Here is a 16342-nt window from a genome sequence, read left to right as displayed (position 1 = left end):
GTGAACGCGCCCTAGTCGGGGATCAAGGTCTGGTTCTAAGCTAGCCCTCCCTCAGGCCCAGCAGCATCCCCACGTGAACAAGCCGCCGGTCAATACACGTCTCGCCGTCTACCCGGGCACCTTCGACCCCATCACCAATGGCCACGCGGATCTGGTGGCACGCGCGGCACCGTTGTTCGAACGCATCATCGTGGCCGTGGCGGACAGCCCCAACAAGGGCAGGGGCCCGGGTTTCAGCCTGCACGAGCGCATTGCGCTGGCGCGGTTGGCACTGGCCGATCTCAAGAACGTCGAGGTACGCGGTTTTGATGGCTTGCTCGCCCACTTCGTCGACGAGGTGGGCGCGGGCGTAATCATTCGCGGCCTGCGCGCGGTGTCCGACTTCGAATACGAGTTTCAGTTGGCCAGCATGAATCGCCATCTGATTCCGCAGGCGGAGACGCTGTTCCTCACGCCGGCCGAGCAGTACAGCTTCATCTCCTCCACCCTGGTGCGCGAAATCGGCCGCCTCGGCGGCGACATTTCCGGCTTCGTGCACCCGGCCGTGCAGCAGGCCATGCGCCAGCGCTGGCATCAGCCAACGCAGCGGTGACACCACGCCGCTGATCGCCCACAGGGTGGGCTCCTACAGGTATCGCATCGCATTGCACTGCAACACGCGCCGGCCAGTGTCAGCCCAGGCCGCCCTCGTGTATCCTCGCGTGCATCCTGCGGACAGGACAGTCACTCGCCGCGAACCCGGGGCGCGATACGGTGCATGGCAAGGGGTTTACTCCGGCTGGCAACACGTTCTCCCGGTTTCACGGTGCCGCCGAAATGGCGGCTGGATGGTCCCGTCATCCAACGGATCAAAGCGCCCGATTCCGCCATCCAAGGTGACCACCATGTACAAGTATGTTTTCCTCGCCGCCGCCGCGCTTGCCGGCACCCTGTCCATCACGGCCTGCAGCCAGAAAGAAGAGGCTGCGCAGCCGACCGAGCAGGTCCAGGCCGCCGCCAAGCCGACCGACCCGAACGACACCAAGGCATGGGGAGCCTACCTCGGCCAGATCGTGCAGAAGAACATGCAGGGCATGACGGCCGACCGTCCGTTCCCGTACCTGGTGCCGGCTGGCGACAGCGATGACGACAAGGCCAAGTACCAGCGTCAGCTCGAGCAGGTGCAGGACACCGTGGCTCGCGGCGTACTGCCGGGCAACATGCTGGTTTTTGCCGGCCCGAGCTCGACCAAGACCGCCGACCTGCTGATCGAAGCCTTCAAGGACGCCAAGCCGGGTTCGTTCAAGGACGTGATCATCCTGTTCATCGGTGACAAGACCGATGAGGATCGCGTTAATGCGACCCTGCAGCCGACCGGCGCCACCGTGCGCTTCGTGGCGATGTAAGCCACGTCTGCCAAGTGAATCGGGCCCGCGGTGCGAGAGTGCCGCGGGCCTTTCTTTTTCCGTGAGGGAAACCCTCGCCGTTGTAGGAGCGCACCCTGTGCGCGACAAACCGGCAGGACTGCCGGTTTGCACAGCGCATGCTGCCCGCAGGGCGAGGGCCAAGGATGGCCCGAGTGAAAAACCTACGTAGCGGTGACGCCGTGATCGGGCACAGGGTGCGCTCCTACAGTCGCGGCGGGCCAGGGCGGATCACGGGGGTATGCCGCAGGGCTTTTCTCTACCGTGTAAACTCGTACCCATGTCCCTGAAAATCCTCGATACCTGCGTCAATTGCGACGTCTGTGAACCGGTTTGCCCAAATAAAGCCATCTCGTTGGGCGAAGAGTTCTACGTGATCGAACCGTCGCTGTGCACCGAATGCATCGGGCACTACGACCAACCGCAATGCGTGGAGGTCTGCCCGGTCGAGTGCATCATCATCGATCCCGAGCACACCGAGACGCACGCGCAGCTCGACCTCAAATACCAACATCTGATGGCGGCAAAGGACCAGGCATGAAGTTTTTGTTGAATGGGCGCGTGACCCTGTTTGCACTGCTGCTTTCCGCAAGCGTCGCGTATGCCGCCGATAGTCGTCCGTCCGTTGCCCCCGTTGCGGCACCGCCTTCGCAAGTCCTTGCACAGCGCCCCGGTCATGCCGGCATTGCCAGCGCGAACTCCCATGCCACTGAAGCCGGTCTCGAAGTGTTGGCCAAGGGCGGCAATGCCTTCGACGCCGCTATCGCGGTGGCGTCCACGCTCTCGGTGGTGGAACCCGAAAGTTCCGGCATCGGTGGCGGCTTCATGGCGGTACTGCATCGTGCTTCGGACGGACACGAGGTCTTCATCGACGCGCGCGAAACCGCGCCGCTGGCGGTGGACAGCAAGGATTACCTCAACAAGGACGGCACGCCCAACCGCGATAGCGCGCTCAACGGTCCGCTATCCGCCGGCATTCCGGGCGAGCCGGCGGGTCTGGTGTGGCTTGCCGCCCATTACGGCAAGCTGCCGTTGAAGGATTCGCTGGCGCCTGCCATTCGCACCGCGCGCGATGGTTTTGAGCCGGACGGGCGTCTGGTCAACTCGATTGCGGAACGCGAAAAGGATATCCGCCGCTGGCCGGCGTCAGTAGCGAAGTTCCTTCCGGGCGACAAGCCGCCGGCCGTTGGGCAGGTGTGGCGCGATCCGGATCAGGCGCGCACGCTCGAATTGCTCGGTGAGCACGGTGCGGACGGTTTCTATCGCGGCGAGACAGCGAAGAAGCTGGTCGACGCCGTGCGTGCCGCGGGTGGCAAGTGGACTGCGAAGGACCTGGAAAGCTATCAGGTGAAGGAGCGCACGCCGATCACCGTGGACTACCACGGCTATCGCGTGGTCACCGCGCCGCCGGCGTCATCGGGTGGCGTGGCCGTGGCGCAGATCCTCAACATCCTGTCCGGCTTCGATCTGAGCAAGCTCGACCAGGCGCATCGTACGCACCTGGTCATCGAAGCCATGCGTCGCGCGTTCCGTGATCATAACGACTACCTGGGCGATCCGGACTTCGTGAAGATGCCGCTGGACATGCTGCTGTCGCCTTACTACGCGGCGGGTCTGCGCCAGACCATCCTGCTGGACCGGGCGACGCCTTCGTCCATGCTGCTCGCCAGCACGGGCGTCGATCCGGGCATGCACACCACGCATTTCTCGGTCATAGATGCGGACGGCAATATCGCCTCGATCACCTTGACGGTGAACTACGTGCTCGGTTCCACCTTCGTGGCGCAAGGCACCGGCGTGTTGCTGAACGATGAGATGGACGACTTTGCCCTGGTGCCGAACAAGCCGAATGTGTACGGCCTGCTTGGTAGCGCCGCGAATGCACCGGCGCCGGGCAAGCGCATGTTGTCCTCGATGACGCCGAGCATCGTATTCGGTGCCGATCGCGTGGCCGTGATCGGCTCGCCGGGCGGTTCGACCATCATCACCCAGGTGCTGGAAGGCATCCTGGCGTTTGTTGACGGCAAGGATGCGGCGGGCATCGTGGCGCAGAAGCGCTTCCACCATCAGTACATGCCCGATCGGGTGGACGTGGAGCAGGGCGCGTTCGACCCGGCCACGGCCGCTACGCTGACGCAGATGGGGCATACGCTGAAGGAGCGCAATCCCTGGGGCTTCATGAACGTGGTCACCTGGAATCTAAAAACCAACAAGCTCGATGCCGCCAGCGATCCTCGCCGCGAGTCGGGTCTGGGCAAGGTGCAGTAATGCAGCTGTGGTCGCTCATCGGCAATTCGCAGCAGCTGGATGGCGGCGCCATGTTCGGTAATGCGCCGAAGGCGCTGTGGTCGCGCTGGATTGTGCCGGATGCGGAAAACCGCATTCCACTGGCTTGCCGCTGCTTGCTGGTGAAGGATCTGGACGGCCGCAACGTATTGTTCGAGGCCGGCATCGGGGCTTTCTTCGAGCCCGCGCTGCGCGAACGCTACGGCGTGGTGGAAGAGCGTCACGTACTGCTCGATTCGCTGGCCGAGGCCGGGTTGGCGCACGAAGATATCGACGTCGTGGTGCTCTCCCATTTGCATTTCGACCACGCCGGCGGCTTGCTCGCCGCATGGCAGGAAGGGCAGTCGGCGCGCCTGTTGTTCCCCAACGCAACCTTTGTCGTGGGCGCCGAACACTGGCGCCGCGCGCTGAAGCCGCATCCGCGCGATCGTGCCTCGTTCGTGCCCGAACTGCAGCCGTTGCTGGAAGCGAGCGGACGGCTCGAGCTGGTCGAGGGCGAGTTTTCGAAAGCGCTTGGGTCCGCGGTGCGCTTCAGCTATTCCGACGGTCATACGCCTGGACTAATGCTGTCCGAAGTCGGCGGCGTGGTGTTTTGCGCGGATCTGATTCCGGGTCGCTTCTGGGTGCACTTGCCCATCACCATGGGCTATGACCGCTGGCCGGAAAAGTTGATCGACGAGAAGCGGGTCTTCCTGGAAGACAAGCTGGCGCGTGACGTGCGGTTGTTCTTTACCCACGATCATGATTGCGCCGTAGCCCGCGTGGTACGCGACGAGCGTGGCCGCTACGGTAGCGCTGACGAACAGCGCGAATTGCGAGGGTAGGGACACCTATGAACACACCGCAGGGGGGCGGAGCCGATATGCAGGAATGGATGCGACGCGCGCTGGGCGCACTGCTGTTGTTGGGGGGTATCGGGTTGGTCGCGATGACTGAGCATAGCCTGCTCGATCGTCAGCACGCCTCGGCCCGGCACGGTGGAGAGATCCTCGACCTAGGCGGAGGCGGGCCGCCGCAGGCCGGCCAGCATGGCTATATGGTGCGCGTGGCCGGGCCGGTGCGGGTGATCGAGGCGCCGTACGATCCTGAATTCGGCCAGCGTGCCCAGACACCGGTGCTGATTCGCCATGTGGAGATGTTCCAATGGCGCGAAGTGCGCGTGGGTTCCGACGTCCACTACGAGTTGGATTGGGTCGATCGCCCACTGGATTCCCACCGTTTCGCGCAGCCTTCGGGGCATGTCAATCCGGAAAGTTTCCCCATTCGCGGCAAGCAATTCGATGCGGGCCTGGTGCGGGTAGGTGGTTACGCCCTTTCGCCGACGCTGTTGCATGCGTTGCCGGGTGGGGACCCGTTGCCGCCGGATCTCAAATCGCTGCCGTCGAACCTTGCCGCCAGTTTTTCGCTGGTCGACGGTCACCTGGTGACGAGTGCCCACCCGGAGCAGCCGCGCCTGGGTGACTTGCGCGTGAGCTGGGAAACCGTGCCGGCGCAAGAGGTCACGATCTTCGCGCAGGTGGACGGCGATGAACTGGTGCCGGCTGCGCACGCTCTCGATGGCAAAGGCTACGAACTGCAGGTCGGCGATCGCACGCTGGCCGATGTCGCACCGGACGTGCCCGACTCGCCGTCCTTCGTCACGGCGCGCCGTCTCGCCGCCTTGCTGCTAGGCATGTTGGGCGTATGGCTGCTGATGCCCGAAAGCCGCAGGACGCGGCTCGACCTGGTGCTGGCCGGTGGTGCCGGGGCTCTGGTGGTTGCTGCCGTGGCATGCGTGCTGTGGTTGGGCACGGACGTTGTTGTTGGCGGCGTGTGGTTTGCGGTTGCGCTGGTGGGCTTGGGGCTTGCTGTATGGCGCATTCGAGCGACGACGCTTTAGCTTCCTCTCCCCTGCGGGGAGAGGATTGAGGTGAGGGGCGGGTGCTCGCGGTAGGCTCGCAAAAGAGCCTGCTTCGAAGCTGCCGTGTCGCAAGATTGACCCCTCACCCCGGCCCTCTCCCCAAAGGGGAGAGGGAGCAGAGCACCAGATCAATTCGGCCGCTGGTCCGCGAACGCGTAGACGTGATCGGCCCACTGGGTGGCTTCAAGGTAGATCGCGGCCATGCGGCGGATCACCTGCGGCTGCGTATCGCCGCTGCGTAGATTGCCGGCTTCCCAGGCATAGATCTGCTCCAGCAACGGCGCGAACGGCCCCTTGCCCTCGAGCAGCGCACTGCTGATTTCGCGTGCCAGCGGCAGATGCCACAGCACGAAGTCCATCGGGGCTGCCATCAGCGTGTCGAGCAGCGAGAACAGGCCAGCGGTGAAGGCCATTTCACGCTGTTCGTTGGGCATGTGCTGGGCCAGCTTCTCGCACATATGCGCGCGAATCAGCGCGGCACGCAGCAACTCAGGCGGACGGTCGCCGGTGCCGCTGAGCGCCATGGTGTAGATCCAGTTGCGGATGCGCGTGGCGCCGAAGAAGATCGCCGCCTGCTGCACCGACTTGAGCTGACGCGGCAGGGCGAAGTACGCCGAGTTCACGCAGCCCAGCAGCTTGTAACTGAGGATGGCGTCGTCGCGCACGATCTGGCCGAGTTCGACCGGCCCCGGATTGCCTTCTTCCAGCGCCTTCATCAGGCGTAGCAAGCTGAGGCGGCTGGCGGTCAGCACCGGTACTTCGACTGGCTCGGGTTTGAGCAGGAAGCGGCCCTGGATCGCCTGTAGGGGTAGTTCTTCGCACAGGTGATAGGTGTCGTGGTCGTCTACGTGACCGGCAATGACGTGGGTGCCGCGTGCGTGCAGGTACTCGCTGCGCGAACGCAGCGTGGCCGAATCGAGCTTGCTTGCATCCAGGCGCACGAACTGCACGAATTTCAACAGCGGTTCGACCGCGGCGTTGAACTCCAGCGCGGTGTCGCCCGCATCGAGCATCAGCGGACAGCCGCGCTGCGCCATGCGTTGCAGACGTTCGACCAAGGCAGCATCGCCAGCAGTCTCGGGCTCCACCAGCACGCCGAAGCGCGGCTGGTGTTGCAGCACATCGGTGTCCTCCATCAGGAGGTCGCGCGTGAGCCGAAGAAAGGTGCGGTTGCCGCGCACCAGTCGTGCGAGTGCGCCGTCGGTAATAGTGGCGAGGGCGCGCCGCATCAGCGCGGCTTCGTCCTCGTCATCGTTCTGGAACACGATCTCGTACGCGAACAGTTCGCGCTTGGCGTCCAGCATCGGCAGCCGGATCACTGGCAGCGGATGTTCGCTGGCAGCTGCACCTGAGGCTTCGTGGGCGGAGGGGAGTGCCGCGGCTTCGCTCATGGTCGGTCGACGTGATGGCAGTGGAGGGGGATTGCGGCATACGCCGCGTGCGTACGGAGGCGCTGCCTGCAAACGATGGCGCGCAACATGGTTCTCAAGCCTCGGCGAGGGTCTGCGAGCGCAAGCTGGTATGCAGCTCGCCGCCACGGCTGTATACGCTGGGCTCGGTATCGTTGCCGGTCAGTACCGCCAGCGCCTTGCGCACCTGCTGCAGACGCAGGCCCACCAGATAACCGTTGCGCTGGTTGAGTTGCTGGCATGCGCGCAGCGACTGCAGCACCTGCTGCCATAACGGCGCCAGCGCATGGCTGGCTGCAGGGGCGCTCTGGCTGAGCTGCACGCGCTCGCTGTCGAACTGTTCGAGTCGCACCATCAGGTCGTGCTTGCTGGCGCCGGCCTGGTTCAGCGCCTCGACATCCGCCGTTGCCAGGGCGGTCCGCTCGGTCTGCAGCGCATCCGCCAGTTGCTCCACTGCCAGCCGCATTTCCTCGACCGTGGCCGTCAAGGCGTGGTCCAGTTCGGCTTGCAGTGCGCTGTTCATGACTTACCGTTGAGCTGGCTGTCCAGCGTCATCATGCGGTCGGCGATGCGGCTGGCGTCGATGCGATAGGTACCGTTGGCCAGCGCCTGACGCACTTGCTCAACCTTCTTGGTGTCGACCGTGGCGCCCTGGCTGGTGCGCGAGGCTTCCTGCAGGGCACGGGCCGAATCGGTCAGCTGAACCCGATCGTCGGCACCCGACGTGGTGCTGGCTGCCTCGCTGGACGTCGAACCGGTCGTCTGCGTGGACGCGCTGCCCTGGCCGCTGGGTGCCTGCGGGAGCTTGGGTAGACCGTTGTTGGCTATGGTCGTGTTCATGGGTCCGTTCTCTATGCGGTTTTGGCCCTGTTGATCACAGGATCGGCCGGGTGGCCGCAAACTTTAATCAAGGTAGCGCGAGTACCTGTCCTGGCGCCGTCACCATCGCGTCCACCACCTTACCGGAGCTGCCATTGCGTACGCGCAGGCGGGAGCCGCTGTCGCCTCCGCCCAGGGCAACGCCGCTGGCGCGCACCTCGATACCGTTCAGCCGCGACACGAGCTGCACCTGGTCGCCGGCCCGCACCGCACTGCGGCCGCCCAGGGCGCCCGGCGTGAGCACGCTGCCGGCGCCCAGCGCCCGCGACAGGGAACGGCCTTCGACCTCGCCCATCTCGCTCACATAGCCATAGCCCAGGCGGGTGATGTCGCGCTCCTCGCTGCGCACGTCGTCGGGGTGGACGCCGTCGCCGCGCTGCAGCGGACGGGTGACCACGAGCACCTGCCGGAACACCTGCAGCTGGACCGGGACGCGCAGGGTCCAGCCAGCGGGTTCCAGGCAGCGGACGACGACGCTCATGCGTGGTCCGAGGCGCGTGCCTTCCTGCAGCCCGGCGCTCAACGGCGCCGTGCAGGGGGCAAGACTCAGATGCGGATCGAGCGTTGCGGCCTGCGCCAGCACACGGACTCCCGCGGCCGCGTACTGGTCGCGCAGCCACTGTTCGGCCTTGGCGCGCGCGGCCTGCGCCGGCTCCGCGGCGATGGCGGGCAGCGTCAGGGCGCACAGCAACAGTGCGACCAGCGGGCGTAACCTCATAGGTCAGCCAGCAACACGTTGAGCTGGGCCAGCATGAGCTCGCGTTCGCTTTCGATGTGCTGCACTACCTGGCTGGCCTGGTCGAGCTGGCCATCACACAGCAAGGTAGCGAACGTATTGCCATGTTCGCGCAGACGAGCGCCGGCAGCGGTAAGTGCGCTGGCGGCCGGGTGGCCGTCGCGGCCAGCGGCCAGGCGTTGCAGGGTGCGGCTCAACGCCTGCGTGTCGAACCAGCGGCGATCCAGTGCGGCCGGTTCTTGCAGTGCCAGCTCCATGGCCTGGCGCAGCCCCTGCGCCGCTTCGCGCACGGTCAGGCTGAGGCTGGCCGGATCGACACCGCTTTCGGTTTCCAGCCAGTCCAGGGCGAGCCGATGGGCGAGCAGGGCGGCGCGGCTGAGCGCCTCCGCCTGGCGCTTGGCCTCGGCGGCGCGGCGATGCCAGGCGCCCAAGGCAGCCTGGGCGGCAACCGCACGCGCGTGCTGGGTATCCTGGTTCTTGTGCATGGTGGCGATGCGCTCGTTGACCTGGCGCAGCGCTTCGCCGCTGTCCTGCAGCGAGGCCTCGGTCTGGGTGACGCCGCCCTGCGCGCGCTCGAGGCGCTGCAAGCCTTGCTGCACGTCGCCGTCCAGCTGCAGCGAGAACTCGCCGATGGAGCCGGTGACCTGCTCGATTTCGTCAGTCGCCAGGGATGTCTTCTCGGCCAGTTGCTTCACTTCGTCGGCGACCACGGCGAAGCCACGGCCCGCTTCACCGGCACGCGCCGCTTCGATCGCCGCATTCAACGCCACCAGGTTGGTCTGGTGCGCGATCTCCTGCACCACGCCGGTCAGCTTGCGGATCTGGGCGACCTGTTCGGCCAGCTTGCTCTGGTTGCGATTCATGGCCGACAGCGCCGTGCGCAGCAGGCGCAGCTGGCCATCCAGTTCGCTGACGCTGCGCTCGCTGGCTTCGCCGGTCTGGCGGGCGTAGTCGAGGCCGGTATTGATCTGTTGCAGTGATGTCGAGATCCCGGCGCTGCCGTCCGTCAATCGGCCGACGCCATCCCTGCTCTCCTGGGCGGACTGGTCCATCGCCCCTTGCTCGCGCGCCAGCTGCTGCGCAGCGCCGAGCACCAGGCCTTGCTGCTCCAGCGTCTGCAACGCCACGGCGGCGGGCGGGCGCGAGCTAAACATGGCCGTCAGCAGCGGTGCCAACGCTTGCGCGGCACCCGGATGACGGCGCGACAGTTGCGCCACCTGCGCCTGGTCGCCCGCGGCGGCGGCGCGGGCAAGCTCGGCAAGATGCTGGCTCCAGATCAGACTCATGGGTGGATCATTCCTTCCTGCAGGGTTCGTCCCCGCATCGGCGGGTAACGTCCGAACTTGAGAAGCAAGCGACGTGCCATAGGAAGTGGGTGCCCCAGCTCAAGCCAGCATGCCCGCGGCCGATACGCCAGCGGTACCCTGCGGCAAGGCCGCTTTGCGAGGAGTCCGCATGAGCGGCGCGTGGATGGATAAGGTGGAGCAACAGACCCGGCTGGCCGGGCACAACCGCGTGGCGATGCTGTTGTTCCGGCTGGGCGATGCGCAGTTGTTCGGCATCAACGTATTCAAGGTACGCGAGGTGATGCGGCGCGTGCCGATGGAACGCATGCCCGACGCGCACGCGCTGGTAGCCGGCAGCTGCGACTATCGCGGCCAGACCATCCCGGTGATCGACCTGGCGCGGGCGCTGGGTTACCCGTCGCTGCGCGAAGACTCGTCGGCGCACCTGATGGTGACCGAGTTCAGTCGCTCGATTCAGGGTTTTCTGGTCGCCGACATGCAGCGGCTGGTGCATTGCGAGGGTGAGTCGCTGGCGGCGCCGGCACCCGCCCTAGGCTTCGGTACCCGCGTCAACGCGGTGACGCGGGTCGACGGTGCGCTGGTCGCCGTGGTCGACGTGGAGCATGTACTGGCCAGCCTCAACGCAACGCCCACCGAGCTTTCCGCACCGATGCAACGCATGGCCCGCGTGCATGACCTGCAACCGCGCCGCGTGATGGTGGTGGACGATTCCCTGGTGGCGCGCCAGCAGCTGGTAGGCCTGTTCCGTCAGATGGACGTGGAATGCGTGGTGGCGCAGGACGGCCGCGAAGCGCTGGAACGTCTGCAGGAGCTGGCCGATGCGCCGGAAGGTGAGGGCGTTACCCTGGTGGTATCCGATATCGAAATGCCGCGCATGGATGGCTATGCCCTGACGCGTGCGATTCGCGAGACGCCGGCGCTGCGTCCGCTCAAGGTGGTGCTGCACAGCTCGATCAGTGGCCTGTTCAATGAGTCGATGGTGCGCGAGGTGAATGCGGACCGTTTCGTGGCGAAGTTTCAGCCGGATGTGTTGGCGCAGGCGGTGCTGGATCTGATGCCGGAAACCTTCGACCGGTTTTGACTTTCTTCCTCCCTCTCCCCGAAGGGGAGAGGGTTGGGGTGAGGGGCGGGTGCTCGCGGTCGCGCTGATTGTGTGGTTGGTTTTTGTCGCCCGGTGCGAGCACCTCCGCGACCTGGCTCGCCTGCCGCGGGCTTCCGTCCTCCTGCCGGAGGCCGGGTTACTTTTCTCTGTTTGGCCAGAGAAACGTAACCAAAAGAGAGGCCACCCCGATGGCGCGCCTTCCGGGCTAACGCCCTCCAGGTACGCGGGTGGGTTACGGAGGTTTGTCGACAGGGCCTCCTGCCCTGACGACAAACTGGCTTGCATCCATGCAAGCCACCCTACGGGCTTTTCCTCCACCCACCCGCCGCGCCATAGGGGCCCGACCAGCAGAAAAGCAAAACCCAAGAGCAGAGCGAACAGCCAAGAGCGATGAGCAGCGCACCGCGCTGCTCGAGCCCTCGGGTTTGGCTTTTGACCTTCGGGCCCCCTGTGCGGCGGTGAGGGTCGGACGATCAGGCCCGCAGGGGGATCGACATGGATGTCGATCCCTTTTCGTCAGGGCAGGAGCCCTGTCGAAAAGCCCGGCCGACCCTCACGGACTTGCCGAGCTAACAGCTCGGCAAGCGCCAAGCGGGGGTGCCCTTCTCTTTGGTTACTTTCTCTTGGGCAAGCAAGAGAAAGTGACCCGGCCGTCGGCAGACGGTCGGAAGCCCGCCGCAGGCGAACTAGGTCGCGGCAACGCTAAACCAGCGACAAAACCAACGACAAAGTCACCGTTCCCGCGAGCACCCGCCCCTCCCCCAGCCCTCTCCCCTCTGGGGAGAGGGAGCAGGGTGCCAGCGACGGGAACCCGCTATCACCCGCGTCGGATTTCCGACGTAGTGCCAAACAGCCACCCAAATCCAGACCGCCCGTAGCGGCTGAAACCCAACAGCGGTGCGGCCTGCGAAGCATCTCAAAAGTGGTGGCACGCAAATTGCTCAAACCCTCCCGCGGCCCTAGCCGCAGGAGTGAGCGATGACTGCGATCAACGACAACTTGTTTGGTGTGCACACCCAGGCACTCGATCTGTGGCAGCGCCGCAGCGAAGTGCTGGCGAGCAATCTGGCCAATGCGGACACGCCTGGTTATCTCGCCCGTGACATCGACTTCAAGAAGGCGTTGTCCAGCGCGAGTGCCAACGGCAACAGCTTGCCGATGACGATCACCCAGCAGGGGCAGATCGATCCCTCGGCGCAGTCTGCCGACCAGCTCGCCTGGCGCACGCCCAGCCAGCCGACGATGGACGGCAACACCGTCGACAGCCAGGTCGAGCAGGCCAACTTTGCCGCCAATGGCGTGCATTACCAGGCCAGTCTTTCTTTCATCACCGCGCAGATTCACATGCTGCGCACCGCCATTACCGGAGGCCAGTGATGTCGATGTTCAAGATCTTCGATGTGGCCGGCTCGGGCATGGCGGCGCAGTCGCTGCGCCTCAATACCGTAGCCAGCAACCTCGCCAACGCCGATAGCGTATCGAGCACGCCCGAAGGCGCGTATCACGCCAAGGAACCCCTGTTTGCGGCGGTACAGCGTTCGCTTGGCAGCGCCAAAAGCGCGGATAGCGACAGCGCGGTCGGCGTGCAGGTGAAAGGTTTGAGCGAGAGCCAGGCCGACGTGCAGGCGCGTTACGAGCCGGGCAATCCCATGTCGGATGCCGACGGCTATGTGTACGGCAGCAACGTCAATCCCATCGATGAGCTGGTCAACATGATTTCCGCCTCGCGCTCGTACCAGAACAACGTCGAGGCGATGAACACCACCAAGCAGTTGATGATCAAGACCCTCGACCTCGGCAAGTGAGCCGGGAGGAGCTATCCATGAGCACGATTCCCAGCAACAGCACGACCAATACCGGCAGCACGGCTTCCAGCAGCACTTCGAGTGCGAGCACGGCGCTGTCCAACACGATGACGCAGGCCGACTTCCTCAAGCTGATGACGGCCCAGCTGCAGGCGCAGGACCCCACCAAGCCGGTGGACAACTCGCAGTTCGTCTCGCAGATGGCGCAGTTCAGCCAGCTCTCCGCGACGCAGCAGCTGGACACCGATCTGCAGGGCTTCAGCAGCAAGGTCAGCGCGGGCATGCAGACCACGCAGGTGCTGAGTTCGTCCAACCTGCTGAATCGATCGGTCCTGGTGCCCTCCAGCACGATGAGCTTCGACGGTACCCACAGTGTAGGCGGCGCCGTGAACGTGACGAGTACGGGCAACGTCACCGTGAACGTGCTCGACAGCAGCGGCAACGTCGTACGCACGATGCCCTTGGGTAATCAGAGCGCGGGGCTCGCGCAGTTCGCCTGGGACGGCAAGGACAACAACGGCAACACCGTGGCCGATGGCAGCTACACGCTGGCGGCAACCAGCGGCGCGGCGAATCTCGATACGTACGTGGCCGGCACGGTCACCGGCGTGGGCTTCGGTGGCAGCACGGTGGGTACGTATCTGCAGGTCGCTGGCGTGGGCGGCGTGGCGCTCAGCCAGGTCGCGCAGATTCTCTGACGCTTCATGCATCCATTCTCAAATAGGAACCGAACATGGCTCTGAACACAGCGCTCAGCGGCATCAACGCAGCCCAGTCCGATCTCAACGTCATCGCCAACAATATTGCGAACGCCAACACGACCGGCTTCAAGGGCTCGCGTGCGGAGTTCGCCGACATCTTTGCGGTCACCGGCCTGAACCTCAACTCCACGGCCGTGGGTAGTGGCACGCGTTTGCAGGCGGTGGCGCAGCAGTTCGCCCAGGGTGACCTGCAGACGACCAGCAATAGTCTGGACCTGGCCATCAGCGGCAATGGCTTTTTCGCCGTCAACAACGGCAGCGGTGTCACTTATACGCGAGCCGGCGCTTTCCAGAAGAACCCGAACGGTTTCGTCACTACCCCTGACGGTTCTCGCCTGCAGATTTACCCGTCCAATAGGGCCGGTGGCTTTGATACCAGCACACTGAGCGACTTCAGTTGGGCCACCTCACAGAGCAACGCCACGGCCACCTCGCTGGTGACGATGACCTCCAATCTGCCCGCCAGCGCCAGCGTCCCGACCAATCCGTTCAGCACCAGCGATTCGACGAGCTACAACAACGCCCAGCCGGTGACCGTATATGACTCGCAGGGCGGTTCGCATCAGGCGACCGTTTATTACGTCAAGACCGGCACCAATGCATGGAATGCCAATCTGTACGTAGACGGCCAGAGCGCGGGCTCGCAGCCGATGACGTTCGACACCAGTGGCAACCTCGCTACGCCGTCGAACGGTACCTTGGCCTTCAACAGCCTGACGCTCGGCAATGGTTCGTCGCCATTGACGCTGTCGCTGAACCTGACGAATACCACGCAGTTCGGTACCGCCTATTCGCCCGGCACGGTCAACCAGAACGGCTTCGAGGCGGGCGCGCTGACCGGCATCGACATCAATAACAATGGTGTGATCACCGCGAACTACTCAAACAACCAGAGCACGCAAATCGGTCAGGTGGCGGTCGCCAACTTTGCCAACATGCAGGGGCTGCGCCAGCTCGGCAGCGCCAGCTGGGCCGCCAGTTCCGATTCGGGTCCCGCCGTGATGGGTACGGCCGGTGTCGGCCAGTTCGGCGATATCAAGTCGGGTGAGCTGGAAAGCTCCAATACGGCCGATACGACGGCGCAGTTGGTGAACATGATCCAGGCCCAGCGCGACTACCAGGCCAATGCCCAGGTGCTGTCGACGGACAACACGCTGGCATCGGCCCTGCTCACCGCAGTCGGTCGCTGATAGATCGCCATGGACCGTTCCGTCTACGTAGCGATGACCGGGGCGACGCAGATCATGCGCGCCCAGGAAGCGGTGAGCCACAACCTGGCCAACGCATCCACGGTCGGCTTCAAGAGCGAGCTCTCGGCGTTCCAGAGCGTGCCGGTGCTGGGCGATGGCTCGCCTTCGCGCATCAATGCCGTGGCCCAGGGCATCGGGCAGAGCGCCAACCAGGGCTCGTCGATCACCACCGGCCGCTCACTGGATGTTTCAGTGCGCGGCGCGGGTTGGATCACGGTGCAGTCGCAGGACGGTTCGGAAGGCTATACGCGTGCCGGCGACCTGCAGCTTACTTCCGACGGCCAGCTCACCGACTCGCGCGGCAATGCGGTGATGGGCAGTTCCGGGCCCATCACCATTTCGCCAAGCACCGAGATCAGTATCGGCACGGATGGCACGATTTCCACGGTGCCGCTGGGGCAGGGACCCAACTCGGTCTCCACGATCGACAAGATCCGCCTCGTCAATCCCGATCCGACGCAGCTGACGCAAGGCTCGGATGGCCTGATGCATATGGCCGACGGCGGCACCGCCGAGGCCGACCCCACCGTCACGCTCGCCTCGGGCGTGCTTGAAGGCAGCAACGTCAATCCGTCGGCCGAGCTGGTGAAGATGATCGCGCTATCGCGTCAGTACGACATGCAGGTGAAGTCCATCAAGACGTCCGAGGACAACGCCGATTCCGCCATCAAGTTGATGCAGGCCAGCTGACACGAGCCGCACTCTGGAGTAACCGATGTTTTCTTCCTTGTGGATTGCCAAGACCGGCCTCGATGCGCAGCAGACGCGCATGGACGTCATTTCCAACAACCTGGCGAACGCCAACACCACGGCTTTCAAGAGCTCGCGCGCGGCGTTCCAGGATCTGATGTACCAGAACAAGGGCCAGCCCGGCGGCCAGACCACCGAGCAGACGCTGTCGCCGTCGGGGCTGATGTTGGGTACCGGCGTGCGCGTGGTGGGCAACGAAAAGCTGTTCACCGAAGGCAGCATCACGCAGACCGGCAGTTCGCTCGACGTGGCCATCCAGGGCCGCGGCTTCCTGCAGGTGAGCATGCCGGATGGCAGCGTGGCGTATACGCGCGATGGTTCGCTGCATACCGACGCCAATGGCCAGATCGTCACGTCGGACGGCTATCCGCTGGAGCCGGCTATTACCGTTCCGCCGAGCGTGCAGAGCATCACGATCGGTACCGACGGCACCGTGTCGGCGACCACCACGGCATCCGCCACGCCCGCGACCATCGGCACGCTGCAGCTCGCTGATTTCGTGAACCCCGCCGGCCTGCAGCCGATGGGCGAGAACCTCTATGTGGAAACGGCTTCCAGCGGTGCCGCGCAAACCGGGCAGCCGGCGCTCAACGGCATGGGTTCGCTGCTGCAGGGCTCGCTGGAGTCCTCGAACGTCAACGTGGTGGCCGAGATGGTCAACATGATCGAGACGCAGCGCACTTACGAAATGAATTCCAAGGCGATCAGCAGCACCGACCAGATGCTGCAGGATCTCACCGACAAGATGTGAGCA

At 64.8% G+C, this 16342-nt stretch carries 18 protein-coding genes; 13 read left to right on the top strand and 5 right to left on the bottom strand.

Annotation, left to right across the window (positions count from 1 at the left end; translation table 11 throughout):
• Positions 1-73: 73 nt before the first annotated feature.
• From coaD to ACT01B_RS16830, 6 genes are all read left to right on the top strand, one after another.
• The gene (coaD, locus tag ACT01B_RS16855; RefSeq protein WP_445144367.1) at positions 74-592 is read left to right on the top strand and encodes a pantetheine-phosphate adenylyltransferase; all 519 of its coding nucleotides are present in this window, start codon (positions 74-76) and stop codon (positions 590-592) included.
• A 292-nt stretch (positions 593-884) separates the two neighbouring features.
• Positions 885-1385, top strand: coding sequence for a hypothetical protein (locus ACT01B_RS16850; protein ID WP_445144366.1), 501 nt, complete (start codon positions 885-887; stop codon positions 1383-1385).
• Positions 1386-1683: 298 nt separating this feature from the next.
• Positions 1684-1944: a YfhL family 4Fe-4S dicluster ferredoxin gene (locus tag ACT01B_RS16845; RefSeq protein ID WP_266184004.1), complete on the top strand. Its 261-nt coding sequence runs from the start codon at positions 1684-1686 to the stop codon at positions 1942-1944.
• The gene (gene ggt, locus ACT01B_RS16840) at positions 1941-3671 is read left to right on the top strand and encodes a gamma-glutamyltransferase (RefSeq protein ID WP_445144365.1); all 1731 of its coding nucleotides are present in this window, start codon (positions 1941-1943) and stop codon (positions 3669-3671) included. The genes ACT01B_RS16845 and ggt overlap by 4 nt, the downstream gene beginning before the upstream one ends.
• The gene (locus ACT01B_RS16835) at positions 3671-4513 is read left to right on the top strand and encodes an MBL fold metallo-hydrolase (protein WP_445144364.1); all 843 of its coding nucleotides are present in this window, start codon (positions 3671-3673) and stop codon (positions 4511-4513) included. Before ggt ends, ACT01B_RS16835 begins: the two co-directional genes overlap by 1 nt.
• 8 nt (positions 4514-4521) lie before the next feature.
• Positions 4522-5568, top strand: coding sequence for a TMEM43 family protein (locus ACT01B_RS16830; protein WP_445144363.1), 1047 nt, complete (start codon positions 4522-4524; stop codon positions 5566-5568).
• A gap of 149 nt (positions 5569-5717) precedes the next feature.
• Here ACT01B_RS16830 and ACT01B_RS16825 read toward each other — a convergent pair whose 3' ends face one another.
• The 5 genes from ACT01B_RS16825 to ACT01B_RS16805 form a co-directional block, all read right to left on the bottom strand.
• On the bottom strand, positions 5718-6980 hold the full coding sequence (locus tag ACT01B_RS16825) for an EAL and HDOD domain-containing protein (RefSeq protein ID WP_445144362.1): 1263 nt from the start codon (positions 6978-6980) through the stop codon (positions 5718-5720).
• Positions 6981-7074: 94 nt separating this feature from the next.
• On the bottom strand, positions 7075-7521 hold the full coding sequence (locus tag ACT01B_RS16820; protein WP_445144361.1) for a flagella synthesis protein FlgN: 447 nt from the start codon (positions 7519-7521) through the stop codon (positions 7075-7077).
• Positions 7518-7838, bottom strand: a complete 321-nt coding sequence (flgM, locus tag ACT01B_RS16815; RefSeq protein ID WP_445144360.1) for a flagellar biosynthesis anti-sigma factor FlgM — start codon at positions 7836-7838, stop codon at positions 7518-7520. Before flgM ends, ACT01B_RS16820 begins: the two co-directional genes overlap by 4 nt.
• A 67-nt stretch (positions 7839-7905) precedes the next feature.
• Complete coding sequence (flgA, locus tag ACT01B_RS16810) at positions 7906-8595, bottom strand: flagellar basal body P-ring formation chaperone FlgA (protein WP_445144359.1); 690 nt, start codon at positions 8593-8595, stop codon at positions 7906-7908.
• Entirely contained in the window at positions 8592-9899 is a 1308-nt protein-coding gene (locus ACT01B_RS16805) for a methyl-accepting chemotaxis protein (RefSeq protein ID WP_445144358.1), read from the bottom strand. Before ACT01B_RS16805 ends, flgA begins: the two co-directional genes overlap by 4 nt.
• A 169-nt stretch (positions 9900-10068) precedes the next feature.
• Here ACT01B_RS16805 and ACT01B_RS16800 point away from each other — a divergent pair, with 169 nt between their 5' ends.
• From ACT01B_RS16800 to flgG, 7 genes are all read left to right on the top strand, one after another.
• Positions 10069-11001: a chemotaxis protein gene (locus ACT01B_RS16800; protein ID WP_445144357.1), complete on the top strand. Its 933-nt coding sequence runs from the start codon at positions 10069-10071 to the stop codon at positions 10999-11001.
• 999 nt (positions 11002-12000) lie between these two features.
• Positions 12001-12399, top strand: a complete 399-nt coding sequence (gene flgB / locus ACT01B_RS16795; protein ID WP_445144356.1) for a flagellar basal body rod protein FlgB — start codon at positions 12001-12003, stop codon at positions 12397-12399.
• Positions 12399-12827, top strand: coding sequence for a flagellar basal body rod protein FlgC (flgC, locus tag ACT01B_RS16790; RefSeq protein WP_445144355.1), 429 nt, complete (start codon positions 12399-12401; stop codon positions 12825-12827). The genes flgB and flgC overlap by 1 nt, the downstream gene beginning before the upstream one ends.
• A 17-nt stretch (positions 12828-12844) precedes the next feature.
• Positions 12845-13525 (top strand): flagellar hook assembly protein FlgD, encoded by a 681-nt coding sequence (locus ACT01B_RS16785; RefSeq protein WP_445144354.1) that lies wholly within the window; start codon positions 12845-12847, stop codon positions 13523-13525.
• Positions 13526-13560: 35 nt separating this feature from the next.
• Entirely contained in the window at positions 13561-14778 is a 1218-nt protein-coding gene (gene flgE, locus ACT01B_RS16780; RefSeq protein WP_445144353.1) for a flagellar hook protein FlgE, read from the top strand.
• A gap of 9 nt (positions 14779-14787) precedes the next feature.
• On the top strand, positions 14788-15528 hold the full coding sequence (flgF, locus tag ACT01B_RS16775) for a flagellar basal-body rod protein FlgF (RefSeq protein ID WP_445144352.1): 741 nt from the start codon (positions 14788-14790) through the stop codon (positions 15526-15528).
• A 25-nt stretch (positions 15529-15553) separates the two neighbouring features.
• Complete coding sequence (gene flgG, locus ACT01B_RS16770; RefSeq protein WP_445144351.1) at positions 15554-16339, top strand: flagellar basal-body rod protein FlgG; 786 nt, start codon at positions 15554-15556, stop codon at positions 16337-16339.
• The last annotated feature ends 3 nt before the right edge of the window (positions 16340-16342 follow it).

Source organism: Dyella sp. Tek66A03 (assembly GCF_052567735.1).
Note: the sequence above shows the minus strand (reverse complement) of the source record. Positions and strands in the feature narration are given on the sequence as shown.